This window comes from Desulfitobacterium hafniense DCB-2, assembly GCF_000021925.1.
In the GTDB taxonomy this organism is placed as follows: Bacteria; Bacillota; Desulfitobacteriia; order Desulfitobacteriales; family Desulfitobacteriaceae; genus Desulfitobacterium; species Desulfitobacterium hafniense.
Genome location: NC_011830.1, coordinates 629317 through 654659, shown reverse-complemented (window position 1 = coordinate 654659; position 25343 = coordinate 629317). Strand labels below are relative to the sequence as shown.

The window sequence follows — 25343 nt, the reverse complement described above, 5'->3', positions numbered from 1 at the left end:
ATAATATATTGAAATGACAGATTCAATAATTTAGGCAGGGGTGAGAATAATGGAAAACCGCGAGGTTTTACTAAAAGAACTGGAACAGATCCCTGATCTCATTCTTGTTGAAATACTAAGGTATGCACGCTTTTTAAAGGCTAAAGCAGCACAAGAAAAGTTTTTGTCAGCCCATATGAGCGAAAACGTATTAGCAAAAGATTGGCTGCTCCCGGAGGAAGATGACGCATGGAACGATTTGTAAAAGGGGATGTTGTTGTTGTTCCTTTTCCGTTTTCTGATTTGACGCAAGCCAAAAGACGACCTGCTTTAGTTATTTCATCACTCAAGAGTGATGATCTTATCCTTTGCCAGATTACAAGCCAAAATGTAAGAGATGATTATGCAATAACTTTTGAAAACCAGGATATGAACGACGGCAAACTAGACAAAATCAGTAATGTTAGGCCTAATCGGTTATTTACTGCAGATCATCACATTGTTCTTTACACATGAATGATTTTCACATAGTTAAAAAAGTTCAAGAATTAAGTCATTTTAAAGCCACTGATTTTCATCAATGGCTTTTTCTGTGTCTATGACTTGGTAAATTTTCAAGCTCATCCTGGCACGTGGATTGAGTGCCTTTTCTGGCTAATGGGTCCAGTCGATGACCTGGACTTCAGAGCCAACTTTTTTGATTACGGCTTCGTTAATCTGGGCAAAGTGGGGACAAGGAAAGCCAATGGGGTTGCCTTTTTTCATACAGGAGGCAAAGGCGATAATTTCCGCTCCCCGGTCCACCATCAGCTTGGTACGGGATATTGCTTTTTTACCGGGACAGCCTCCACAGGACAGGAAGCCGACGACTTCCACCGGCCCAGTCTCGGCGAAGGCCAGTTTTCCTTCTTTAGCCACTTGAAAATCCGTCGTACCAGGACACATATCCTCTGTCTGCTGGCAGCGAATAATTCCAACTTTCATTGCAAATTCCTCCATTTAGCCTGAGTGCTTTTAAAGATGCTGTTAAAGTTCACCATCTGAAAATCCTATGGGAACATGGGTTGCATCACAAAAAGGCTTATTTCCCGACCGGCCGCAGCGGCATAGGGCAACTCTGTTTCTGACTTCATAAACTTCTCCGTCTGCCGATTCCAGGGGAATATAGCCTTTGACAAACAAGCCGCCGCTGACTCCCTTTTCCGGATCCTGAAGAACCTCAATGGCCGGCTCATATTCAGGTTCAATAGCTTTCCCTGTTTTATCCACCGCCGTCAATCTGCCGGCGAAGCATTCATTTGCGGACTTAATGGCCATTTCCCGGTATTCATCCTGATCTGAGTTTTCGATCAGTTCCCACACGATTCCCTTTTCAGTGTGGCAAAAACGGCCGAAGGCGCAGCGGTTATCATCCAAAAGATCGAGACCAGGCCCTGTAAACACTTCGGCCCTGTCTTGATACTTTGCCCTTGAAGCTGTCTCCGTCCCTGCAAAATTCGTCCTGGTATGGGAGCCGTCGCAAAAAGGCGCTTTTTTTGACTTCCCGCAGCGGCATAAGTAATATTCCTCGCTGGGAGGGAACCTGCGTCCTTCTTTGAATTCATAGCCTTTTCCCTTGGGTGTGATGATTTTCTCGGACAAGGGCACATTGCCTGTAACCCAATAGGGTCCGTTTTTAATAATTTTGATCTTGCCTGCTTTTTGGTCTTTTGACATGGATTAGCATCCCTTCCCTATCAGGTTGGAAACTATGATGGATATCATTCTATACCGCCCAATGGGATACACAAGGATATCCATCATCAAATCCTCCCTGTTTCATTCTTTTTCTGTTGTACTTGGTTTTGTCCTGATGAACCCCTGCTCCCTGTCTGACGACTGCCATTGAAGTATTCATTTTATTGGGGGAGCGTTTCATCAGCTCCAATGGCTTGATAACACCGATGGTTTGTTTCTTCTTTTTTGTGCCCATGTTACACTCTCCTTGTCATAATAATACCTGCTAATTTCAGTATAGCACTTTTTAAGAATCTTTCAAAGAACGTCAGGATAAATATGGTAAGCGGGGCAAATTCTCAAGCGCTTGGGAATTTAAGGCGACTTTTCCGACAGGGTTCTTCCTTATCTAATGCGCGTGGCAGTCAAGAGCTTTTAGCAACACAAGAAGTCACTATAAAATATTGGAACGTGTTATAATTTTTACAAGATTCAAGCCCACCAAACGCGCCTCTGGAAATAGGGAGGCTCGTTGGCGAAAATTAAGGAGGATGGAACATGAATATTGGCTATTTGCAGGAAACCCTCTCCAGCATTACCGAAGTAAAGCCCCTGGGCAAAACGGCTGAAGTCAATGGGGTTCTCTGCCATATTATCGGCCTTGTCCGCTATGGGGATATCCTGCGCCTTGCTGCTCTGCAGTACGACGATGAGTTTGCCGAACGTGCCGAGGCTGCTGAAATCGCGGAATTGAACGGGCTGCATGAAAAACCGGAAACTAACCGGGAGCGCCTGCGCGGTGACAGGAGCCTTGATATGACCAATATTTTTCATGCTGTACAAACCATCCGCATCGGAGAAAAGCAGTTTGAGATTAATGAAATGGAAACCAGCCGCTGTGATTGGCAAAACTGGCAGATTCCGGTGCTGCTTACCGAGTTTTTAAAGCAGGGCTGGAATCCGGCCGGCCTTGAGTATCAAAGTATGGAAAACTTGTTTTTGACTTTTATGCGGCTTTCGGGAGACTATGACTGCCTGCCGGATGTTGGTGAAAATCCGGCAGTGCAGCTTACCTTCCGGCGGGAACACATTCCCCATCCGGTTGAACAGCCTTTGACGCTGTCTGTGGGCACTGACTATCCGGACAAACTGTATTTTCAAGATAAAAACACGGGTGAAAAGCATTGGGTGCAGATCAACCGTGTTTATCTTGCGGATATGTGGGCGGAAATGAGGCAAACCTTTAATGATCCCCGTCTGACAGAACAATTCAGCGCTGCCGAGCTTGCTGAGCATCAAGGGGAGTTTGAGCGCCGCTTTGTCACAATTTGTCCCCAGGGTATGTGCTTTCCTGTGATCGAATATGAGTGCGAAGAGGATCTGTATCTGCAATTCTATTCCCAGGAATGGCTGGATAACCTTCCGCAGAGTAACAGTTCCTGTATAGGGTTTATTATGAAACCGGACAAAAAAGCAGGGATTTCCGGACTTCCCCTTAAAGCTGCCGTGATCGAGGAACCCATGCCAGCGGACCGCCGGATCATTGACACAGAGCTGTTTTCCTGCAGTCTGCCGCGGCAATATGATGACGTGATTTTATAAGGGTAAAAAATACAACGCCCCTAAAACATGACACCGTTGTCATTCTCTATGCTCGCAGAGGCTCCTGTAATAAATCCCCACAATATCTTCCAGCTCCACTGCTTCGGGATGATTTTTCAACTTATCCTTATTGGCCATAAAATTCTTTGCATACTCCCTTATTTCTTCCTCTGCTATCTCAATCCTTACCTTGAGCAATTTTTTAAAGATTCCTTCCAGTTCTGTCAAGTCATCCAGCTGCAAAATGCTCAGCATTTTTTTAATCTTTCTTTGATCCTGGAAGGATTTCAAATACTCCATTGTTAAAATACTATTCGCCAGTCCATGGGGCAGCCCCTTATGATAAGTAAGGGCATAACCCATCCCATGGGGCAGGGAAGTGCCACTTTGGGATATGAGCATTCCAGCCAAGGTTGATGCCAGCATCATCTTCCTGCGGAATTCTTTATCCAGTTCATTATTGAGTAATCTATCAAAGCAGTCTTTAAATAATTCAAACCCCTTTTCACCATAGATATCAGACATGGGCGTACTTTTAGAGCTTAAATATCCTTCCACTAAATGGGTAAAAGCATCCAAGGCGGTATTAACCGTTATATCATAAGGCAAGTCATAGGTATATTTGCAGTCCAAAAAGGCAACTTTGGGGAAAATCCTTTGCCCTAAATTCTTCTTTGTCCTTTCTTTGTTTGACGTAATGATACTGTATTGAGTGACTTCCGAGCCTGTCCCTGCAGTGGTTGCCACGACGACCACAGGGATGCTGGCAAGCTTTTGGCCGCTAAAGATATTATCCTTAGTGATTTCAGGATTCTTTATAAATACTGCGATAGCTTTGGCAGCATCCATAGGGGAGCCGCCGCCTATGCCTATCACAAAATCCGCCTTGTTTGCTTTACCTATGGCACCAGCCTTTTCAATGGTTTCTAAAGATGGATTCTGCTCTACTTCATCAAAGAGAATGTATTCTACTCCTGTTTCTGAAAGGGCTTTCGTCACTTCATCGTAGGAACCATTGTTTTTTGCAGAACTTCTCCCTGTGACAATTAAAGCCTTACTGCCTATTGTTTTAAACACTTCTTGATGTTTCAAAACCACATCTTCACCAAAATATATTTCGGTGGGCATAAAATATCTGAACTCCATATTATCTTCTCTCCTCAATTTACCGGATAGCTTAGATCCTACTAGTTTCTGAAGCTACCAGGAATAGATCTCTTGGTTTTAGGCTGAACTTCGTTAATTATATCATTACCATCTATGACAAGGCCACTTAAGATACCATTTCATCATCCTTTGCAACCGATGCTTCGTTGCCCAGCCTTACTACTTTAATGCTGTAGCTTCAGAGGCAACCAAGAAGCCAATCCGATATCATGTGCCGATGATATTGGATTGGCCTCTTTAATTTAATATGAACAATAGTATGCCCTGTTGTAATGTGCATTGTTCCCCGACAATTAAAAATGAAGCTTTCTTTATCAATAATTGTAGTTGAGATCTATGCACTTCTTTATCGCAAATCCTGGGGCCTGTAAAACTCGCATTCCAACTTCCTGAAATCCTCAGCATTCCAGGTTAATACGGATAACGCCGGGCTTCTTGACCTCTCAGCCAAGTAAACATCTACCAAATCGACATTTACCCTACGGAAACAGGCCAGCACACGCTGCACTAAGCCGTCCTCTTCAAGTTCAACTCCATCAGCTTCGATAAAGTCCTCAAATACTCCCAATATCATCTTTTTGTCAAAGTTATATATCTTGCGCAGGACCCAGTAAGCTTCAACTAATACAATCGATAAAACGTGAAGAATCAAGTTAGACTGTTTCTCAACAGCAGAGACCTGTACCTAAAAAAAGCAGGGCCACCCGTTTGGCGGATGGTCCTGCTTTGTGCGATAGGAATAAAACACATCTATCTTTGGTCACTGATACTGGCATCGCTGTTGTTCGCAGCCAGGTCAGCTAAGGGATCATAAGGAGGACCGGCGATCGTACCAACCAGCAAGGCTATATCCACTGCATTTTCCGGGCTGCCCCATGAGTTACCCGATAAAACGACAACTGCTCTGTCCACAACAAATCCACGGGTATTATACACCACATTATCGATGATATACCCTGTCGTATTGGGATTCAAATAAGCCGGCTGTCTCAGAAAATAGAAAATATTATTTTGAACCGTCAAATTCTGCATATTATTTGCTTGCGTCACGAATCCGCGATTTACAACCCAGGTATCTGACGGCCCCGCTTGAGGCGGTCCATAAAAATAGTTGTTTATAAGCTTATGATTGCTTCCTCCAAGCTGAATAAATGGAACCGCATACGGATTATCGCTGGTGATCGTCAAGCCATCTATGGTCACTCCACTACCCGTGACAGCGAAAGGAATTACCGCGGCCTGAAGTTCAATCAGCGTATTAGGGTACCCTTTCAGGGTTACTCCTGCTTTATTCACCGATATTGTCGCTGTAATCGGATAAGTCCCGCCCAGAATATGAACGGTTCCTGTCGGTGATACTGCTGTGACGCCCTGTTGTATCGTTTCAAATGGACTGGCCTGTGTGCCGTCCCCACCGACTGCCCCAGCTTGCACATAGACTGCAAATGGATTAGGCTCGAATGTGCCGGTAGCACCGGTTTCACCGGTTGCTCCGGTCGGTCCGGTAGGGCCAGTTTCGCCTGTTGCACCTGTCGGCCCGGTTTCGCCAGTCGGCCCCGTAGGACCACCGGATTCTCCCGCAGGTCCAGTTGCACCCGTTGCGCCAGTAGGACCGGTAGGACCGCCAGGTTCTCCGGCGGGGCCAGTCGCGCCTGTTGCTCCTGTTTCTCCTGCTGGACCTGTCGCACCGGTCGCTCCTGTTTCTCCTGCTGGACCTGTCGCACCGGTCGCTCCTGTTTCTCCTGCTGGACCCGTCGCACCGGTCGCTCCTGTTTCTCCTGCTGGACCCGTCGCACCGGTCGCTCCTGTTTCTCCTGCCGGGCCTGTCGCGCCGGTTACTCCCGTTTCTCCCGCTGGACCTGTGGCACCGGTCGCTCCTGTTTCTCCGGCGGGGCCAGTCGCGCCTGTTGCTCCTGTTTCTCCTGCTGGACCTGTGGCACCGGTCGCTCCTGTTTCTCCTGCCGGGCCTGTCGCGCCGGTTACTCCCGTTTCTCCCGCTGGACCTGTGGCACCGGTCGCTCCTGTTTCTCCTGCCGGGCCTGTCGCACCGGTGGCTCCTGTTTCTCCTGCTGGACCTGTCGCACCCGTGGCTCCTGTTTCTCCTGCTGGACCTGTCGCACCCGTGGCTCCTGTTTCTCCTGCTGGACCTGTCGCACCCGTGGCTCCTGTTGGCCCTGCTGGACCTGTCGCACCCGTGGCTCCTGTTGGCCCTGCCCCTCCATTCTGATCTAAGGGATCAAGCTCTGCAGGCAGCACACGATGAGCTGCGATCAAATTTCCCTCGTTATCTTTTCCCCAAGCCGAAATCTCAACATTTTCCAAACTGGTGGTAAATTGAAACTGAAACGCATCAAAATTGGCTGAGTAGCTTCGTGTTGCCACCTCTCCAGGTTCCAGAATGAATACCTCCAAAACATACGCCGTAGTAGTGGTTCCAGATACATAAGATCCAGATATTTGCACAGAAGCAGATGCGGAATCATCATTCACTACTCTGACAGAAAGCACAGTAGTTGCTCTTATTCCGGAGACGGGTGAGTTTTCAATCAATCCCGTGGTTAATAGCGCCATGAATTTCATCTCCTCTTTTTTTCAAGCCTGCAATTCTATATAAATAGAAAATTGCTTTGCTTCATTAACAACTCTATTGAACAAAACACTAGCTTTAAAAAAACTTCAGTGTGCACTATTATATGCAACTTGTACACAATCTGTTAACGCAGACAGCCTTCATACTGAAACGCAATTTAACGATTAGCAAGCTCCTAGCACTTTTATGGCAAAAAAATAAACCCGATGTGTCAGGCTTATTTAAATACCATCAATTTATTTAATATCAATCCCATACTCTTTAAGTTTACGGTAAATAGTCGTCCTCCCAATCCCTAAGATTCTTGAAGCTTCGCTTGCATCATTTCCTGTTTGTGACAGAGCCTCAAAAATTACTTCTTTCTCAATTTCTGCTAAGGTTAGCTTCCTGGTGTTAACCTTGGTCCTAAAATAATCATTACTCGTCATTTCGTCCGGCAAATTGCTGAGTTCTATAACTCCATTTGTCGACATATTCACACCATAGACCATGGCATTTTGAAGTTGTCTTATATTTCCTGGCCAGCTGTATTCCTTAATCTTTTGGTAAGAAGCCGGACTGAGTTTGGGCACCTCACTCATCAATTTTTTCGAGATGTCCTCAATGAAATATTCCGCTAAAAGGATTACATCATGATCTCTTTCGCGAAGGGGAGGGATAGTGATTTTAAAGATGGATAACCGAAAATACAAATCTTCGCGGAAGGTTTTTTCTTTCACCATTAGAGAAAGATTCTTATTGGTTGCAGCGATCACACGGAAATCTACCGGAATACCTCTGCTTCCCCCAAGCCTTGTCACTCTTTTTTCTTCAAGAACACGCAATAGTACGGGCTGGATTTCCAGTGGCATATCTCCAATTTCATCTAAAAACAAGGTCCCCCCGTTAGCCAATTCAATTTTGCCGGGACGTCCATTACGATCTGCACCTGTAAAGGTTCCTCCTTCATAACCAAACAATTCGCTTTCAATTAGATTTCGTGGTAATGAGGCACAATTCACTGCAACGAAAGGACCGTCTGCCTTATACGAATTATGTATTGACTGGGCGAAAAGTTCTTTTCCTGTGCCACTTTCCCCAATAAGCAATACATTATAGCCTGTTCTCGCGACATTCTGGGCAATTTGAATAGACTTTGCTAAGGATGTGCTTTTCCCCTTAATATCTTCGAATTTAAAGCTCGCAGGAGTTCCGCCACGGTTCGCAACCATACGATTGACTTTATCTGAACGCGATAAGCGAATTACTGCACCACTGTTATATTTTCCTTGACCATCCGCAATCGGCCGAATATTCAGTAAATATTGAGTGTCACGTCCCCGGTTCATAAATATCGTCTCATATTCCTGGACGAATCTCCCCTTATGAATGGATTCATTAATTATGATAAGTTGATCATCCTTCACAAATTCGGAAAGATGCCTGCCTATAATTTTCTCTTGAGGATTAGAAGCAAGAATATTAATCCCTTCTTTATTGATATGAGAAATATAGCAATTTTCATTGACTGTTATGACTCCGTCATCAATAAGTGATAATGTCGCTTCCAATGTTCCATTCATTAGCGTCATAGAATTATTTTGTTTTTTAAGTTCCAGTAAATTTTCAATCGCATACCCCATAGCCATAACCCATCCAAGTGAATGAGCTTGAATATTTTGCATATCTTTTCTGGCCAGCATTTGGACAACGACTAATGTACCGATTACGCTTCCATGATCGTTGAATATAGGAGTCGCCGAACTGATATTATCTTGTAAAATCATACTATAATTATATGGACCAATAAATTGGATCGGTTTACGATGACGTATGCATAGGGTATGAGCTGAGGTGCCGATTATTTTTTCATTTAATAAAGAAGAAAGTCTTATATTTAACTTATTAAAAGCTTCGATCTCCTTTTTAGAGCCTTCTATAAGAAGTACTACGCCATTCTCGTCCGTTAAAACCATTATAAAATTTGAGTAATTTAGAATTTCATGAAAATTGTGTATGTAATTAGATGCTGTCTCTACTAGATCCGCTTTTTTTGCTATAACTTTTTCGAATTTATTTGCCTCTAAAAGTACCTCAAAACTTTTTACGTAGGGATCAAGGTGTTGGTTCTTGGCCACGATCCATGATTCCGCTACTTCCCTGGGAATGATTGGGTCTAAGCGGGGGTCAACGTTTTCCTCAATGAATTTTCTTTTAGAATCTTTTACTTCGTCCCATAGGTTAGTGCTTAGCTTGTTTTCTTGTTTAAGAAAATTATCACAACTTAATAGAAGGCTCGGATTTTGGATAAAGTACACCACTTCTTTTTCACCTCTATGACTTAATTGTTTAAGTGCATTTCTTGTGAAAAGTTACTCCTATCTAATTATAGCATATGCCTGTCATTTTACGTTGTTTTTACAAAAATTATCATAAACTTTGGTTGACTTGGCACAGTGAGGTCAAACTAAACTACAGATGGATAAAACTCCACCTGTAGTAAGTATAACTATGTATTTTGGCAACCTGAGTGAGTAAAATTCAAAAACAACTGAGAGCTACGATGTCATCCCGTCCGCAAAATCCTGTTTCCGGCGGCTTTTTATGACAGCTAAACGTAAAGACCCTGCCGCTATACCCATGAGAGTTAAAATAACTAAGAGACCAAGTATGAGAACAATCGGTTCCTGATTGCCGTTCATAAGTTCTAATGTGGCTCCGGTAATTGCATTGCCCGCTCCCATAACCATCACCAATAGACCTGCACCGCCCCACTCACTGAGAGCTGTCATCATGCCATAAGGCGTAAGCAGCGCACCTAAACCTAGACCTAAAATAAGAATGCGTGGTGGATCCAATTTAGTAAATATCATAAAAATTTGAAATAGTGCCGACAAAATTCCACCCAATAAAAACGCGGCAATATACATCTTGAGGACCTCCCTAAATAGTGTAGAAGGCGATAACGCCGACAAGAACCGCTAAAATTGTCCCAATCCCTAATATATACAGAACAAATAAAAGTGCCTCTTTTACAGCATCGCGAGTCGATCCGGTATTAATTTTAGCTCCCGAATAAATTCCCCCTATAGCAGCAACCAAGCCGCAAAGAGGAAGAATCGCTCCAAAGGCCCCTATCTTCTCAATTTTCTGGTAGATTCCGCTGATAAACAGGACTCCTCCCATCATACCCAATACTAACAAGGTCACGAGAACAACCATCATTGAGAAACCTCCCAGCAAGGAAGAGATTACGGAAATCAGGCTTTGTCCCACCACGGCAAAAATACCCCCAACAATAAATGCTGACACAATTTGTTTAAACATACATAGGATGCCCCTTTCGGAAACAATTTGATGGACGGCGGCGGATTGCCAATGACGATCCGCCATCCGTTCCTTATTCCCACAACGGATTACACCTGTTTTTGAAGGGCAATATCCTCCACTTTCAAGCTATCTTCTACCCAAAAGCCATTTAACACATAGACTTGATAGCCTTCCTTTTTAGCCGTTAAAGAATATTTGCCTGCCTCCAATTTTTTAAACCAATAGTCGCCGAAGTTATCCGTTGTTTCTTTGAGGACCTTACCCGTATCAATATTTGTCAAAGTCACTTCTACTCCGCTTAAACACTCATCAATATTCGGATCGTAGATTTCACCCGCAACAAATAACTTGGGCAGGTTCAAATAGTATACACGGGGTTTCATACCATACTCAGGATTCATCACCTCTGCCTTGGTTAAGATATTCACAAATTCGCTCTCATCCCCGAACATCAAAGCTCCGGTTGCGCAGGCATCAACACAACGGGGCTCTTTCCCTTCGACGATAAGTTGGGCGCACCCTGTGCATTTTTGAGGAATGTCGAGGGTGTCATTCCAGTATACCGCCTCATATGGGCAAACTTCAGCAATTGCTCTCTGGCCTTTTGCTTTTTCCGGGTCAATAATAACCAGTCCATCAGGACGTTTATAGACAGCATTGTTTTTCGCAACTTTGATACAGGAGGCATCATCACAGTGCATGCAGGGTTTAGCAAAATATTCGACCTTTACTTTGGGTACCTGACCATGAGTCTTTTGATTGACTTTCATCCAAAAATGCCCGGTATCAGGCTGGGGCTTGGCATAGGGAGACCAGTCATTATCAACATGCTCATCCTTACAGGCTACCTGGCAGCCGTAGCATCCATTGCATTTTGCAGCATCAAATACAAATACTTTCATTTTTTTACCCCCCAATGATCCAAGAATCAACAACCAAACCAGCATTCGGATCGTATTTCTTGGCAAATGCTTCAGGATATTGCGCCTTTAACTCATTAATGTCGACCTTGGCGACTCCCACCAAATAGCCGCTCGTAACCTCACCTGCACAGTTTTTAGAAGTGGTCATCGTCGGGCAGATTAAATTATTCGCACCGGATCGGTCGCTTTCACCCGGAACAATCATATCTATTCTTGCACCATGGTCTTGGTAGACCACGCCGGGCATAATGCGTTCTGTAATATAAGCCCCGCCGAGTACATATCCTCTCTCGTTAAATAGCTTGACAATATCGCCCTTATGGATCCCCAATTCCTCCGCATCGACTGGGTTAATCCAAACCGGTTCATACATATAACCGTCGGCTCCTTTAACTTTACAGGTTTCGATTTCTCTGAACCAGGTTACATCATCTAAGTTCGCATGGACGCGCCAACGGGGGTGATTCGAAACGATTAGGAATGGATATTTTTCCGATCTCGGGTGAAGCAGACTTTCTTGATGGCTTTCCCCAAAGGGAATCCACTTGGGAATGGGTTGCCGTTCTTTATCATCCGGGAAGAATTCCTCAAGTCCTGTAGCGTAAAACTCGATCTTTCCTGTAGGAGTTTGCAGCGGATTGACTTCGGGTTCATTATAGAAGGGGCTGAAACCAGCCTGGTCCTCTTCCCAACCCTCTGCGGTAGGAATCATGTAGTAATCTTTTTCACGAAACTCTTCATAAGAAATCTTGTGAGCTACCCCTGATGTTTCAAAACCTGCTTTAATCCAATCTTCAATAGATTTCCCTTTAGTATACTCTTCATAGAGACCCAGCTTTTTCGCAACTTCACATACCGCTTCATAATCGCTCTTGGATTCATAAAGTGGTTCGATGCATTGACCTTCATGGAAAATATGATTAAACTGGCCGCTAAAGACATCCACAGAGATGTCTTGCTCCTCAAGTTTTGTGTTGATTGGCAGAATAATGTCTGCAAATAAACAGTCATTTTCCAGCCAAGGATGCTGAATTACAACGAATTCAATCTTGGGAGAACGCAAGGCCTTGATCATGTTGTTTCCACCGGACCAACATGTTGTCCAGCAAGGTGTGTCACTCCATATCATGTGAATTTCCGAACCACCATCATCAGCCGGGTATTTATACTGGATGAATTGATCTTCGCGGGGGAATCCGGCTATTGTTGTGCCGTACCAAGTGATAGGCTCATCTCTCAATATGGCTTCCGGAACCAGAGTTTTAGGAATAAACTGTTTTGGAATCGTAAAATACCAACCATGATAAGCGCCTTCAACATTGGGAAGAATTTCAGGTCTCGGATGGGGAATTTGGTCAAACATATTGAAGAGGCCCCACTCGATCATTTTCAATTGGTTTCTGCCCGGCTTTCCTAATCCCTGCATGGCGAGCAAACAGACTTCTAAACGACCAGGCTCCGAGGAATAGGCTGCTCTGACATAGGAACCTCCATTACAGTGTACAATCGTTGTAGCTCGGGCGGCCCATTCTCTCGCTAAAGCTTTGATCGTTCTGGATGGAACACCGCAGATCTCTGCTGCCCAACCTGGGGTCTTAGGAAGTCCGTCTTCTTTACCTAACACATAATCCGCAAATTGATTAAATCCATGGGTATGGGTTTCAATAAAACCTTTATCGTAGGTATTTTCTGTAATCCAGGTGTAGGCAATTGCCAGTTGCAATGCAGCATCCGTATTGGGTCTTACAGGTATCCATTTGTCGGCGTGAACTGCAGCTCCATAATTTACATCGGGGCAAACATAAATCGATTTAATACCGATTTCCGTGAACCAATAACATAATCTACTGGCCTGTTGACCTGACCATCCCCAAGTCGTGGTTTCTGGGTCACAACCCCAGAAAAGCAAAATTTCCGAGTTATCAGCAACATCTTTCCATAGATTTGTTTGTGTACCTTGGCCCACTGGGTCTTGTCCCCATACATGCTTTGCTCCCCAATACCAGCCTTCCCAACTGTCCGGGTTCCGTGCCTGAACAGTGTAACCGCCCAACAGCTCAAGTAATCCGGTTTGACATCCGTGGGGACCATGAATTGCCTTCGTCTCACCGTGTCCGTCAGCTTGGGCCAAAACGGAACATGGACCATAGGTACTTTGAACTCTCTTAAGCTCTTTGGCGATTAACTCTGCTGCTTCATCCCAGGAAATCCTCACAAACTTACTTTTGCCTCTGTTTTGAGGATTACGCTCCCCTTCAGGATCCCAGTCTACCCGTTTTAGTGGGTAAGGAATTCGGTTTGGTGAATAAACACGTTTTTTATAAGCCATACTGAAGGGTGGTATTAAGGATTTCATCGTCGGTTCAAAAACCTTGCCCCGCGCTTTGATCTTCCATGGTTTCATTTCTTCAGGTTTGTACTCTTTGTCAAAGTGAAGTGGACGAATACGTAAAATCTTGCCATCCTTAACATCAACCTCTGCTGAATTGGATCCAATACCGAAGCCGCACCAACCGAGCCCCTTAATATGGGTTTGAATTTGACCTTTTTCCATTGATCTTTCCCCTTCCTAAGATAAGTGTTAATAGTATGAAAAAGCTACCCCTACCAAATCACCTCCTTTCAGTAAGCGGGACTTTATTTGTTTTCGTTCTTAGTCAAATCAGCTTTACATTTTCTGCATTCTTTGGTATCCGGCGGGTTCATAGCCCCGCACTCGGAACATTTTATTGGCTTTTGAGCTGTTGGTGGTCTAAAACACATTTCTGATTCCCCCGTTTCTGCATCACTTTGATACCTATTAAATTTCTACGCTAAATATTTCACATAAATAAACTGTAGCAATTTTCATGCCACTTTATGGGTGCTATGAAATCAGCTGTTGCAGAAACTCTATTCGAAAAAAGAGGACATTAATTCCAATTCGGTAACCAGTTTGGAATTAACAATCGGGTCATGGCACCAATTTTCATTCATCAGTGGTGCCGCTATGCGACATGGAAGTCTGATACGTAAAGAAAATGCCGGCATTTTTGCCGGCGCCCTCTATAACTCACGTTCCAACTTCCTGAAATCTCTTTTACCCGCTCCCTCATTACGATACCATTTCATCACCCTTAACAACGGGCTCTTCCTTTTTCCTCACTGCTTCGCTGCCCCGCACTGCTCCCTTATCGCATTTGTTGCCCCAGGCGTCGATCAGCTCTTCATTCCTGTAAACACAAATGACTTCACAGTTATTGGGGCACCCCTGGCATTCCACACCCCGGGTATCAAAATGCATCTCCGTCATGCTGAAATTGAAATCCTGTTCCTGGCCGGAGCTTTTGGCCAACAAGGCCGCGCCTAGGGCTCCCATCAAATGGGCATGAGGGTCCACATGGATGGTTTCGCCGGTTGCTTCCTCAAAGGCTTTGATCACCCCAACATTTTTGCTGACGCCCCCCTGGAAGACGATGGGGGCTTTGGTGTGTTTGCCTTTGCCCACATTATTCAGGTAATTGGCTACTACGGCATGGCACAATCCGGCCACAATATCCTCTTTTTTATGGCCGATCTGAGCCTTGTGCACCATATCCGACTCGGCAAAAACCGTGCATCGGGCCGCTATTTTGGTGGGATTCTGGGACCGCAAGGCCAGTTCGCCGAATTCTTCCACTTCCATCCCCAGCCGCTTGGCCTGGGAGGACAGGAAGGAACCTGTACCGGCGGCACACAAGGTATTCATGGCATAATCCACCACAATCCCGTCTTCCACCAGAATAATCTTGGAATCCTGACCGCCTATTTCAAAAATAGTCCGGACATCTGGATACACGGACAGGGTTCCCACGGCGTGAGCCGTGATTTCATTTTTGACCACCTGGGCATTGAGGAGGGCGCCGATCAAGCGCCTGGCTGAGCCGGTGGTGCCCACGGCCTTAATCTCAATACCCTGAGTGACACGATTGCCGCTATCACCATTACTGCTGTTGTCGTTACCGCCATTACCGCTGATATCATCATTACCGTCAGCATCTTTAGTGCAATTAATACCGTCGATCTGAGCTTTGAGGTCGGCAATTACTGCCTTAACGGCCTCCACCGGGTTCCCTTCCGTCCACAAGTACTTCTCGGCCAGAATCTTGTTGTTCTGGTCAATGATCACACCTTTGGTGGAAATGGAACCGCTGTCCACTCCTAAATAACATTTTGCCATCTGTTCGCTTCCCTTCTCATCATCAGCATGTCATGGAACGCTTCCAAGCGTGTGAGCACCCCGGTTTCGGAGGTCTGAGCATCAAAACTGAAATACAGTATGGGCATTTTGTAATCATTGCTGATATTCTGCAGCATGGGCATGGAATTGACTTCCGGCGTGCATCCGAAAGGTTTGACATGGATAACCCCGTCATAGCCGGCTTCAGCCAGCATTTTCGCCCGGGCCACACTATCTGTGCCATCGGCGCCGATTTCATACTCCAGATAGTTTCCTGCCAGCTTCAGCAAGTCACTGGATTGGGGATGATGACGCAGCAAATAGGATACAGTGATGAAGCGGGTGACCTGGATGCCCTTTTTCGCCAGCTCCTTTTCGATGAAACAGCTGCTGAAAGGCTCCATAAGGGTATAGAGCTCTCCGACGATCCCCACTCTGAGAGGATTGTCCGGTTTATTGACTTCCAGTTGGCGGAATAGGGCATCGTATTTTCGATAGAGTTTGTCCAGGCTCCGGAAGCCTTCCACAGCGGCAAGCTCCCGGAGGAACTCCTTGTGCAGCAGCTCAAAGCTACCCTCCCGGACGGCAAAGCCGATATTGCTGCGGATCATATGATCCAAGGAGTCCATGGCCTCGATCATTTTAAAGGTCAGCTGAAAGTAGTAGGCAAACCGGGTAAAGGATAATTGGGGATTCAAGCGCTTAAAGCGGTTGAAAAAGGCCAGGGGATTGACTTTTTCGTTGTCGATCAGGCTAATGAACTCAAAATCATAGCCTAGATCTCTTAAGATCTGTTCCTGAATTTCCCCATAATACCCGAACCGGCAGCCCCCGCCGGACTGAACCAGGATATTCGCCCCTTGCTCCAGGGCTTCCAGGTAGTTGCCCAGGTTATATTTAAAGGGTACACAAACAAAATCCGGGCTGTATTTCGAGCCCAGTTCCAAGGTTTTTTTGGTAATGGGGGGCGGGGTCAGAACCTGAATATTCTCCAGAACATGCTTGAGCAGAAATTCGATGGCCACATGGTAATTTCCAATGTGGGGAAAACTCATGATCTTTTCCTGACTAGCCAATTTGTGCTTCCCTCCCGGTCTTTTTCCTTTCCATGATGATATCGACAAAGCTTTCAATTCTGGTCTGCAGACCTGCTTCTCCCTGGAGTTCATCCACGATGATATTAGCCATGGGAACGCCTTTTATTTTTCTCAGGCACAATTCATTGACCAGGGAATCGGGACCGCAGGGGAAGGTGGAAATGAAGATGATCCCATCGATGTTCTGCTGATAATGATCAATGGCTCCAATGAGTTCTTTGTTGAAGGTCCAATAGAGGGTGTCCGAGATGAGCCTTGACTTGAGGGCGGTTTTCTTTTTGTCGGCGGCATCGGCATAAACAGGCACAATACCCAGGCTTTCCAAGTGCTTGACGACCGGATAGCCCACCACCTTGTCGTAGGTGTTGTAATCATGGGCGATAATGAGTATTTTCAGCTTGTCTTTGCCCTGAATGAGGCTCTCCTGCTCTTCGGCCAACTGCAGCTCCATCTTCTTTTGCAGCCGCTTCCCTTTAAGATAAGCTTTTAAGACCAGGGCGGGGTTTTTGCCCAGTTCCCTGCCCATCTTCATAAAGCCTTTGAATTCACTTTCCTGATGTGCCATATCGATGTTGTAGCTGAGCAGGTTGACTTCTTTAAAGGTATTTTTGACGATATCGTAGAGGGCGTTGAACTTGGTGCATACTTCTTCTTTTCTGCCGAAACCGACGATCCTGGGTACTAAGATAAAGTCTGCCTTTCCCCTCAGATAAGCAAGATGGCCCATATAAATCTTGGCGGAAAGGCAGCTTTCATCGATGGAGGAATCAATGCCCTCTTTGAGAATCTTCTTATTGGTTTCCGGGCTTAAGATGACCTGGCAATTCAATTCCGCGAAAAAGGTTTGCCATAGGTACTGATATTTAAAGAAGAGAAAAGCCCGGGGAATTCCGATGGTGATGTTGTCTTTCAATAGTGTGTCACTTCTTTCCTGGAGGTTTCCTTGAACAGGAGCGGGCCGGCAAGGAGGCTCAATAACGACAGCAGCATAATCGCCAACCCTCTGGTAATTCTAACCACTTATACCCAATTTCATAAGTCGTAAACAAATGGGCAATCCTTCCCGTGCATAATCCCTTGCTGTTGCTGACCGGCCTAAGTTCCAGCGGGTTGACTTTTATAACATTGTATTGCATTTGTACATATAATGTAATATGTTAAATATACTATAGTGAGGTGATTTCAGATGGCAAAGAGTTCAAGCATGTATATCCGCATTGACCCAAAAATCAAAGCCGAGGTAGAGGAGATTTACGCGCGATACGGCATGAGCATTACTGATGCCATAAATGTTTTCCTTTACCAGTCTCGCAACGTCAATGGACTTCCTTTCGATTTGCGCCCGTCTGCACAGGAAACGCGTGTTCCTTTATCTCCAAGCATGAAGGGTGCCTTAAGAAAATACGCCGACCCTGCCTTAAGAGCGAAGGAAGAAGGCGCGTGGGAAAAGGCGGCGGAAAAGCATGAAGGTATTTGATACCAACGCCGTCCTGCGTTATATCTTGCAGGATGATAAGAAAATGGCGGATGTGGTTGAGGATCATCTTAAACAGGGAGACTCCTTTATCCTACGGAGGTAATCGCGGAAGTAGTATATGTCCTGAGCGGAGTGTATCAGGTACCCCGCCAGGAAATAACGGCGGTTATTTCAGGCGTCTTGATGGAAGATGTAGCAGTGACCAATGCCACAGTGATCATAAAGGGACTGGAAACCTTTGCGACAACTACCCTCGATTTTGTAGATTGCCTTATGGTTGGATATCAAAAAGAAGAAAGACCAAACCGCTTCTAAGTCTTGTTTGAAAGCGGTTTGGTCTTTAATTGGTCATTATTTTGATTTCATGGCTTCTTTAATGGCTGCGGAAGTGATGGTTAGACTCGCCGGCGCGCGGCGTTGCGGCCGGCCAGCCGGCCAAAGGTAACGCTGCGTCCGGCGGCGGCACCGGCCAGCAGGTTCACATAGCTGCCGTGAAAATAACCGCCTGAGCAGTCGCCCGCAACGTACAGGCCTTCGATGGCGTTGCCGTCTTTATCGATGGCGTTCATGTCGGTATTGATCTTGACGCCGTCCATGGTGGCGATGAAGTATCCGCCGCACTGGCGGGTGCCGTAAAAGGGCGCGGTGCGCAGTTGGGAAAGGCGGAAGGGCTCTTTGTCAAAGTCTTCGTCCTTCTGTTGATCGTAAAGCTCATTATAGCGGTCTACCGTTGCTTTGAGGTTGTCGGCGGGAATGTTCAGCTTCCCGGCCAGCTCTTCGATGGTATCGGCCTGGACGATGTATCCCTGCTTCTGAAGATCGGGATTCATGACGTTCTGGATATACTCCATGGGGAAAACCGATTCCGTACCGTTGGCATGAGGATAGAGGCGGGAGCAGCCGTGGCTCTCGAAACGTTTGATATCCTCGGGATAGTCGGCATCCCAGATCATAGCGTAAGTATGCTCCGGCAGCAGGTTGAAGGCAGTGTGGAGAATATGGTCATAGCTGCCGGATTCATTGGTAAACCGGCGGCCTTTCAGGTCTACCTTCAGGAAGGGCTGGGAGCCCATCCAGAACCAGCCGGCATCTTCCGGGCCGGAGGCATCAGGCTTCACGCAGGCCCGGTCAAAGATCATGCCTGCGTGGGTCTCATCCATTATGCCGCCGGCCCACAGGCAGGCTTTGATCCCCTGGCCGGAACTGCCTGGGAAAGAGCGGTTAACACCGGTCATCTTCAGCGTCTCGGGCTGGAGAGCCTGGAGCATCTCAGTGTTGTTGGAGTAGCCCCCGGTGCACACAATCACACCTTTGGAAGCGTTGTAGCGCACGTATTTATCGCCGCTTTTGGCAAGGATGCCGGTGACCTTGCTTCCGTCTTTCAGGAGCTTGATCATCTCCGTATCGTGGTGAACTTCAAGCCCTTTGGCCTTGTAATCGTCCAAGAGAAGAAACATGGTGAATTGGGACTTGTATTCCCTGCCCTCCCACTGGACGGAATGGCCCACATCATAAAATTCAAATTTCTCTCCGGTGTCGTGATTATCCACCTCGTGGAGGACTTTCACGTCATGCTTGGCCATGCGCTCGGTATACCAGTCAATGGCCTCACCGGAATTATCCGCCCAAACCTTGAAAAGCCTCTGGTCGCCATAGCCTTGGGAATGCTGATACATCAGGCGTATCACGTCAAATTTATCCGGGTTATCCTTGTTGGCGATCTGCTGCTTTGAGCCAATGGCCCCAAGTGTATCACGGATGCCGGAACCGCCGAAGTCCGCGCCCGATTTCTCGATAAGCACGGTTTTCGCGCCTTCTTCAACGGCTGAGCAGGCGGCAAAGGTGCCGGAGGTCCCGGCGCCAATGACCACCACCTCATAATCATAGGTTTTGACGATCTCGCTGTCGGCGATCTCCGGTGCTTGGCCAAGCCAGTCGGTACCTGCGGAGCCGGAAGAGCCCGGGGAGACGACAACGGGGTTGCCGCCGGCCTGGGTGATGCAATCGGCCGCGGCCTTCATAACCGCCTTGCTGGTGATCGATGCACCGGATACGCCGTCGACCTGCACGCTCTGACCGTCAAGGATCTGAGCGATAAGCGTATCCTTAGCTGCCTGGCCGATGCCTGCGGTCTCGTTGGCCAGGTCAAGAACCACATCGGTGATGGTGTTCTCGTCGAAAGTCATGGTAACGGTTACTTCGCCCATGCCCTGGGCGGTGGCAGTATAGGTGCCGGGCTTGTAAGTCCCTTTGGGGGCAGAGGCAGGGGAACCGGACGAACAGCCGCTGAGGATACCGAGGGTGCTTGTACTGACGACACCTGCTGCAGCGGCCTTTAAAAAGTCGCGGCGGGAAAAATCCTTTTTCATTTTAATCCCTCTCTTTTTCTTGTTCGCGCAATATTGGCGGCTTCAGTATATCAACTTTACAAGCCCCGAAAAAGCAGCTATAATTTTCACAAGGTGCAAGCAATTGCTTGCGTTTGGAGGGCTGAGATGGATATTTCAAAGCTAAAGGCCTTTTTGGTTTGCTGTGAGGAAATGAATTATACCAAAGCCGCGGTCCGCCTTTTCATATCCCGTCAGGCACTGCGTCAGACGATCCAATCTCTGGAGACCGAGCTTGGTACGACGCTTTTCAGTAATTTGCGCAACCGCCTTTCCCTGACTGCATCAGGAGAAACGGTGCGAAACTATGCGGAAGAGCTGACACGCACCTATGAATCCATGCTCATGGAGGTGGGTGCCGTTCAGGGAAAGACCCTGCGGCTTGGGATTTCCTGCTCCCTTCTGCCGTTCTTCAGTCCGGAGCTGCCCGGCTATCTGGAAGAGTTCGGAACCGCTCACCCGGAACTGCCGCTGGAGTTGTTATCCCTGACGACGGATCAGACGATTGAAAAGGTACTGTCCGGAGAGCTGACCGCCGCCATTCTGGTCATGATGGACTGGGACATTCCCGGAATCGCAGCCGATACCATCTGCAGGTTCCCCTTCGGCGTGACCTTCGCCGAAACCCACCGTTTTTCCCGAAAAAAACAGATCGGCATCGAGGATCTGGCCGGTGAAAAATGCGTCGTCTGGGGTTCTCCGGAACTGATTATGAGGCCGCTGTATGAGGAATTGCAGAAGGCAGGCGTTCAGATCAGCGTCGAAGTCATTCCTTCGGCCAAAACAGCCTTTTACCTTATGGAAAACGAAAACCGCCTGATGTTTGAATACACCTATCCCAATACAAAGCAGCTTCAGGTCGAACGGAACAGCCCCCTTGCCGGCAGCGCCTTTTCATGGAGCCTGACGTTGATCCATAAATCACAAGAAAGTATCCTGCCCCTCACCCTGCTGAAGGATTTTCTTATTGCCAAATATGACTATATCACTATTTCCCGCAACATTATTCCTGTGTCTTAGAGGAACGGCAACCTTTGGTTGATACCCCTATCTTTCATCTTACAAGGTGGTCAAAGTGGAGATTAAACAAATCTATTACTTTACGGAAGTTTCTAAATACGGGAGCTTTGCCCAGGCAGCCAAAATGCTGTTTGTCACCCCGCAGGCCTTAAGCAAATCGATCAATAACCTGGAAAAGGAATATAACTGCCAGCTTTTTATCAGAAAGAACAACAACCTAATCCTCTCGGATATCGGCCGGGGCTTGCTGCCTCAAGCCAAAGCCTTGCTGGAGGATTATTACGCCTTTGATCAGCGCATCAAGCAGTTGTCGGAGATTGAAAACGGTTATTTCCGCGTGGCGATTGTGCCGGATTCATTGAGCATCCTTGATATTAATCTGTTTAAAAAGTTCCGGGAATTATACCCACAGCTGAATCCCGATTACCTGGAATTGCCGGACAGGGTGGTGGAGGAATATCTCGAAGCAGGTCTGGTTGAGACCTGTTTCCATATCAACACCCTGCCCAACCAGGAGGAATATGAATCGGTTTTGCTCTGCTCTTCCGAGCTCTGTGCTATCACACGCGGCGGCAATAATTGTCTGGACAGGAAAGATTATGTGACTTTAAAAGATTTGGCGGATAAGAAAATCGTGACCAAGGGCGAGTCGTATAAGTCCTTCGCTCTATTGGCAAAAGCAGCTCAAGCTGAAAATATCACTTTGAATTACGAAGTAAAAACAGCGGACACATCCCTGGCCTTGGATATGATTGCCTCACCCGGCTATGTTGGCACGGGACCTTACGCCATGTATGGAGTGCTGGAGCATACCGGCGATACGGCAGTCCCCTTTAGTCCTTCTTTGCCGTGGAATATCTATTTGAGCTACAAAAAGTATAAGCCTGTCTCCAAACCAGTGCAGTTATTTATAAAATACGTAAAAGAGCATTACAGTATAAGTGACTGACAACTTCTTGCCGGCAGAAAACAGGAGAAAAGAAATGGCCTGCCTGGCGCCCAATCATTTAGCGGCAATTGTACGAAAGCGCCGCATTAAAAAACCGGACTCTGTATTTAACAGAGTCCGCTGAAAGATCCTTTTTGGCCTGTCTACTTGACAGGGAGAGGGTTTTGGCAACTTCGCCGCGAGGCGACCGGAGTTCAATATCCAGGAATTTAGCCCAGTGGATTACCGCTGGTGTCTATATTGGCAAACTCTTCATAAAGATCAGTGACATGAACATCGCCCATCCAGTTGGGGTCAACTGTGCCACCTAAACAATTCTCAACCAGATGGCGCGCCGCCGCACAGCTGCACCAGATGGCCACAGGCTGATTGGTTCCGCCACCGTAAGTCTGCGAATCCCAGCCTGCGGTCGCGATGCCGGAGGCGTAGAGGCCGGAGATTGGCTTGCCTTTGGCGTCGGTGACCTGTGCAGAGCGGTTAATACGGATGCCGCCGTTGGTGTTGTAGGCGTTGACTCCGGCCTTGACGGCATAGAAGGGAGGGGTCCCAAGGGGCCAGATAAACTCCGCCGGCTTGCCGAACTCGTCTTCGGCTCCGGCAGCCGCCGCGTTGTAGGCCTCCACCGTCTTTACGAAATCCTCCACAACGAAGGTCTCGACATCGGCAGCTATCGCCTTGCCTAACTCCTCGATGCTGTCGGCCTGATAAAACCAGCTCATGGACGAGAACTTTTCCAAGTCCTCTCTGACCTGCAAAGGATAATCGCTGCGCGGCAGCTTTGTGGCGCTGTCATAGCCGTTCTTGCCATTTTGCCACTCCCCGGCCTCCCACTTCCGGAGGTAGGACTCATCAAAAATGGAGAAGGCCTGCGCCTGAGCTAGAATGATCTGCGAGATCGCGGTGAGGCCGAAACCCTTGATGAATGATACCGACTCATCGTAGAAGCGCACGCCATACTGATTGACGAAGATATCGCTGAACTGGAAACCCACAGCTGTGTTGAGATCGGAGTTAAAGTCACCCGGCTCGCTGTTGGTACCCATACCGGCAAAGAAGCCATCGATGGTCTGGAGCAGACTTTTGCCATGGGCGGTCTGCTCAACCATCAGATGGCCATCGCCGTCTTGCCCTATGCCCAGAGGTATGATCTTGTTTACGTCCTGATTTGCGTATAGTTTCAGCAGATCGGAGTTGTTGTTCATGCCTCCCGAGGCAATCACTACTGCCTTGGCGTTGACCTGTACAACCTTGTCGTCCCCATCCTTGTACTGCAAACCGGTCACCGTGTACTCATCGCCAAGCACCAGCGCGAAAGCGCGCGAATCCAGGCGGATATCGACCCCCAACGCCTCAGCCTGGGGTGTCAGTGTTTTGATGGCCGATGCGCCATGGCCGCCTTCATAAAGCGGCTGCGGGCTGCCATAGAAAGCCAGCGGTACTTTGTGCTTGGCAAACAGCCAATCGGAACAATCACCCTGCTCCAGGCACATGGTATAGAAAAGCTGGGGATCCACCACGTAGTTACGGGCAGCGCATTCCGAAAGGCTCTTCATTCGGGCGTCTGCCGGGCTGAGGTTGGCAAAACCTCCGCCGCCTTCTGCGAAGTTCGTGTTGCCGCCCAGGAAGCCGTTCTTCTCCAGCATGATGACCCTGGATTCTGGGGAGAGCTCCTTAGACAGCATGGCTGCCACGAAGCCACCCATGCCCGAACCAATTACCACCACATCAGCGTCTTCGGTGCGATCGGGCTGAAGCGGGATGCCGATGCCATCCGGATTCGCGTATCCCGGTGCGATTCGGCTGCCGGCATTGCCGTCGCCTGATCCAGCTGTACCTGCATCTCCAGCGCCTGCGCCGGCACTGCCTGTCGTTGCCGGAGAGCAGGCTGTCAGCATCGCTCCGCCGGCTGCCAGCATACCGGCAGTCAAGCTGCCTTTCAGAAATGATCTGCGGGACATCTCAATCCGATTTTCTTTTTCTGTCTTTTGCTTGTCCATTCTATAACCTCCCTTTTTATAAACAACTCCTCAGAAAGGCATGATCCATGTGCCTTGATGATTGCTTACTTATATTATAAAAGTTACAATTTTCACATCAAACGAATCATTTTTGCGGACTCTCAACCATCAGTTGAGGCTAATCACATCGACAATCTCTGATTAAAGCAAAAAGCGAACCCCATGAATTCTTTGCTCATGGGGTTCATCTGCCCGTGATGATAAATCACGGTTTCAATTTTCAGCTTAAATACACCTATTGCAACGAAGCTGTGCTTTGCACCGACCGCAAGGCACAACACATTATAGTATAAACCGGTTGAGCAGAATATCTTCCATATTTCTTCGGCCATCGATCACGGCAAGAACCCAAACCTTGTTTTCTTCAAGTTTATAAATAATCCGCCAAGGCCGGATAATCAATTCCCGATAAAGGGTAATGCCATGATATTTCAGCTCAGGAACGATTCGCTCCTGATGAGGCAGTTGCCGTAAATTGCCGCATTTTTGCCTGATCTCCGTATATATTCTTTGCGCCACCGTTATATTGTCATCAGCGATATAAGCGATGATTGTTCTTAAATCCTGCTGGGCAGTTTGTGTCCACAGAACCTGATACATCTTATTCATGATTTTCCGCTGCATCTTCCAGCTGCGGCAGGCCTAATTCCGGTCCATGCTTAGGAAAAACTCCTCCTGGGACAGGACTTTGCCTTTAGCAATGTCCTCTTCTCCCTGAGTCAGCAGCTTCAATAACCCAACGGCATTTTTAAGTTTCTCATAGGACTCTGTGTCCAGCAAGACGGCTCTGGCCTCGCCGTTTTGAGTGACGTAGACAGGCCGGCGAGATTCGTTCACCTGATCCAGAACCTCGGCTGCATTGGCTTTTATATAGGAAATAGGTCTAATATCTTCTTTGCCATTCAAAGCTT

At 47.2% G+C, this 25343-nt stretch carries 24 protein-coding genes; 6 read left to right on the top strand and 18 right to left on the bottom strand.

Annotation, left to right across the window (positions count from 1 at the left end; translation table 11 throughout):
• Window positions 1-49 precede the first annotated feature (49 nt).
• Together DHAF_RS03025 and DHAF_RS03020 are read left to right on the top strand one after the other, a co-directional pair.
• Window positions 50-244, top strand: a complete 195-nt coding sequence (locus tag DHAF_RS03025) for a hypothetical protein (RefSeq protein ID WP_015942866.1) — start codon at window positions 50-52, stop codon at window positions 242-244.
• On the top strand, window positions 229-495 hold the full coding sequence (locus tag DHAF_RS03020; RefSeq protein ID WP_015942865.1) for a type II toxin-antitoxin system PemK/MazF family toxin: 267 nt from the start codon (window positions 229-231) through the stop codon (window positions 493-495). The genes DHAF_RS03025 and DHAF_RS03020 overlap by 16 nt, the downstream gene beginning before the upstream one ends.
• 138 nt (window positions 496-633) lie before the next feature.
• Here DHAF_RS03020 and DHAF_RS03015 read toward each other — a convergent pair whose 3' ends face one another.
• The 3 genes from DHAF_RS03015 to DHAF_RS03005 are packed head-to-tail and all read right to left on the bottom strand — an operon-like array spanning window position 634 to window position 1951.
• On the bottom strand, window positions 634-963 hold the full coding sequence (locus tag DHAF_RS03015) for a CGGC domain-containing protein (protein WP_015942864.1): 330 nt from the start codon (window positions 961-963) through the stop codon (window positions 634-636).
• Between the two features lie 42 nt (window positions 964-1005).
• Window positions 1006-1695, bottom strand: a complete 690-nt coding sequence (locus DHAF_RS03010) for a CDGSH iron-sulfur domain-containing protein (protein ID WP_005808268.1) — start codon at window positions 1693-1695, stop codon at window positions 1006-1008.
• A 49-nt stretch (window positions 1696-1744) separates the two neighbouring features.
• Window positions 1745-1951 carry a hypothetical protein gene (locus tag DHAF_RS03005; RefSeq protein WP_015942863.1) on the bottom strand — a complete coding sequence of 69 codons (207 nt, stop codon included), beginning with the start codon at window positions 1949-1951 and terminating at the stop codon, window positions 1745-1747.
• 302 nt (window positions 1952-2253) lie between these two features.
• Here DHAF_RS03005 and DHAF_RS03000 point away from each other — a divergent pair, with 302 nt between their 5' ends.
• Entirely contained in the window at window positions 2254-3297 is a 1044-nt protein-coding gene (locus DHAF_RS03000) for a hypothetical protein (RefSeq protein ID WP_015942862.1), read from the top strand.
• A 39-nt stretch (window positions 3298-3336) separates the two neighbouring features.
• Here DHAF_RS03000 and DHAF_RS02995 read toward each other — a convergent pair whose 3' ends face one another.
• The 11 genes from DHAF_RS02995 to DHAF_RS02945 form a co-directional block, all read right to left on the bottom strand.
• Complete coding sequence (locus DHAF_RS02995) at window positions 3337-4443, bottom strand: iron-containing alcohol dehydrogenase family protein (protein WP_011459186.1); 1107 nt, start codon at window positions 4441-4443, stop codon at window positions 3337-3339.
• Window positions 4444-4810: 367 nt separating this feature from the next.
• Complete coding sequence (locus DHAF_RS02990) at window positions 4811-5116, bottom strand: PIN domain-containing protein (protein ID WP_005808260.1); 306 nt, start codon at window positions 5114-5116, stop codon at window positions 4811-4813.
• Between the two features lie 98 nt (window positions 5117-5214).
• Entirely contained in the window at window positions 5215-7035 is a 1821-nt protein-coding gene (locus DHAF_RS02985) for a collagen-like domain-containing protein (protein WP_015942861.1), read from the bottom strand.
• A 255-nt stretch (window positions 7036-7290) separates the two neighbouring features.
• Window positions 7291-9354 carry a sigma-54-dependent Fis family transcriptional regulator gene (locus DHAF_RS02980; RefSeq protein ID WP_015942860.1) on the bottom strand — a complete coding sequence of 688 codons (2064 nt, stop codon included), beginning with the start codon at window positions 9352-9354 and terminating at the stop codon, window positions 7291-7293.
• Window positions 9355-9591: 237 nt separating this feature from the next.
• Window positions 9592-9963: a SpoVA/SpoVAEb family sporulation membrane protein gene (locus tag DHAF_RS02975; protein WP_015942859.1), complete on the bottom strand. Its 372-nt coding sequence runs from the start codon at window positions 9961-9963 to the stop codon at window positions 9592-9594.
• 13 nt (window positions 9964-9976) lie between these two features.
• Complete coding sequence (locus tag DHAF_RS02970; RefSeq protein WP_018214300.1) at window positions 9977-10360, bottom strand: SpoVA/SpoVAEb family sporulation membrane protein; 384 nt, start codon at window positions 10358-10360, stop codon at window positions 9977-9979.
• 89 nt (window positions 10361-10449) lie between these two features.
• A complete protein-coding gene (locus DHAF_RS02965) occupies window positions 10450-11265 on the bottom strand; it encodes a 4Fe-4S dicluster domain-containing protein (protein ID WP_015942857.1) in 816 nt (271 codons plus the stop codon).
• A gap of 4 nt (window positions 11266-11269) precedes the next feature.
• Complete coding sequence (locus tag DHAF_RS02960; RefSeq protein WP_015942856.1) at window positions 11270-13840, bottom strand: molybdopterin-dependent oxidoreductase; 2571 nt, start codon at window positions 13838-13840, stop codon at window positions 11270-11272.
• 540 nt (window positions 13841-14380) lie between these two features.
• Window positions 14381-15484: an acyl-CoA dehydratase activase gene (locus DHAF_RS02955; protein WP_015942855.1), complete on the bottom strand. Its 1104-nt coding sequence runs from the start codon at window positions 15482-15484 to the stop codon at window positions 14381-14383.
• Window positions 15466-16560 carry a 2-hydroxyacyl-CoA dehydratase gene (locus tag DHAF_RS02950; protein ID WP_015942854.1) on the bottom strand — a complete coding sequence of 365 codons (1095 nt, stop codon included), beginning with the start codon at window positions 16558-16560 and terminating at the stop codon, window positions 15466-15468. The genes DHAF_RS02955 and DHAF_RS02950 overlap by 19 nt, the downstream gene beginning before the upstream one ends.
• Window positions 16553-17494, bottom strand: coding sequence for an acyl-CoA dehydratase activase-related protein (locus DHAF_RS02945; RefSeq protein WP_015942853.1), 942 nt, complete (start codon window positions 17492-17494; stop codon window positions 16553-16555). The genes DHAF_RS02950 and DHAF_RS02945 overlap by 8 nt, the downstream gene beginning before the upstream one ends.
• 273 nt (window positions 17495-17767) lie before the next feature.
• Here DHAF_RS02945 and DHAF_RS02940 point away from each other — a divergent pair, with 273 nt between their 5' ends.
• Window positions 17768-18058, top strand: coding sequence for a type II toxin-antitoxin system RelB/DinJ family antitoxin (locus DHAF_RS02940; protein WP_005809845.1), 291 nt, complete (start codon window positions 17768-17770; stop codon window positions 18056-18058).
• A gap of 395 nt (window positions 18059-18453) precedes the next feature.
• Here the strand turns inward: DHAF_RS02940 and DHAF_RS02930 are convergent, their stop codons facing one another.
• Window positions 18454-20427: an FAD-dependent oxidoreductase gene (locus tag DHAF_RS02930; protein WP_005809849.1), complete on the bottom strand. Its 1974-nt coding sequence runs from the start codon at window positions 20425-20427 to the stop codon at window positions 18454-18456.
• 126 nt (window positions 20428-20553) lie between these two features.
• Here DHAF_RS02930 and DHAF_RS02925 point away from each other — a divergent pair, with 126 nt between their 5' ends.
• On the top strand, window positions 20554-21465 hold the full coding sequence (locus DHAF_RS02925; protein WP_015942850.1) for a LysR family transcriptional regulator: 912 nt from the start codon (window positions 20554-20556) through the stop codon (window positions 21463-21465).
• A 55-nt stretch (window positions 21466-21520) separates the two neighbouring features.
• A complete protein-coding gene (locus DHAF_RS02920) occupies window positions 21521-22414 on the top strand; it encodes a LysR family transcriptional regulator (RefSeq protein ID WP_015942849.1) in 894 nt (297 codons plus the stop codon).
• 209 nt (window positions 22415-22623) lie between these two features.
• Here DHAF_RS02920 and DHAF_RS02915 read toward each other — a convergent pair whose 3' ends face one another.
• From DHAF_RS02915 to DHAF_RS02905, 3 genes are all read right to left on the bottom strand, one after another.
• Window positions 22624-24411, bottom strand: a complete 1788-nt coding sequence (locus DHAF_RS02915; protein WP_015942848.1) for an FAD-binding protein — start codon at window positions 24409-24411, stop codon at window positions 22624-22626.
• 303 nt (window positions 24412-24714) lie between these two features.
• On the bottom strand, window positions 24715-25041 hold the full coding sequence (locus DHAF_RS02910) for a type II toxin-antitoxin system RelE/ParE family toxin (protein WP_015942847.1): 327 nt from the start codon (window positions 25039-25041) through the stop codon (window positions 24715-24717).
• A gap of 33 nt (window positions 25042-25074) precedes the next feature.
• On the bottom strand, window positions 25075-25338 hold the full coding sequence (locus tag DHAF_RS02905; protein WP_015942846.1) for a type II toxin-antitoxin system Phd/YefM family antitoxin: 264 nt from the start codon (window positions 25336-25338) through the stop codon (window positions 25075-25077).
• Window positions 25339-25343 lie beyond the last annotated feature (5 nt).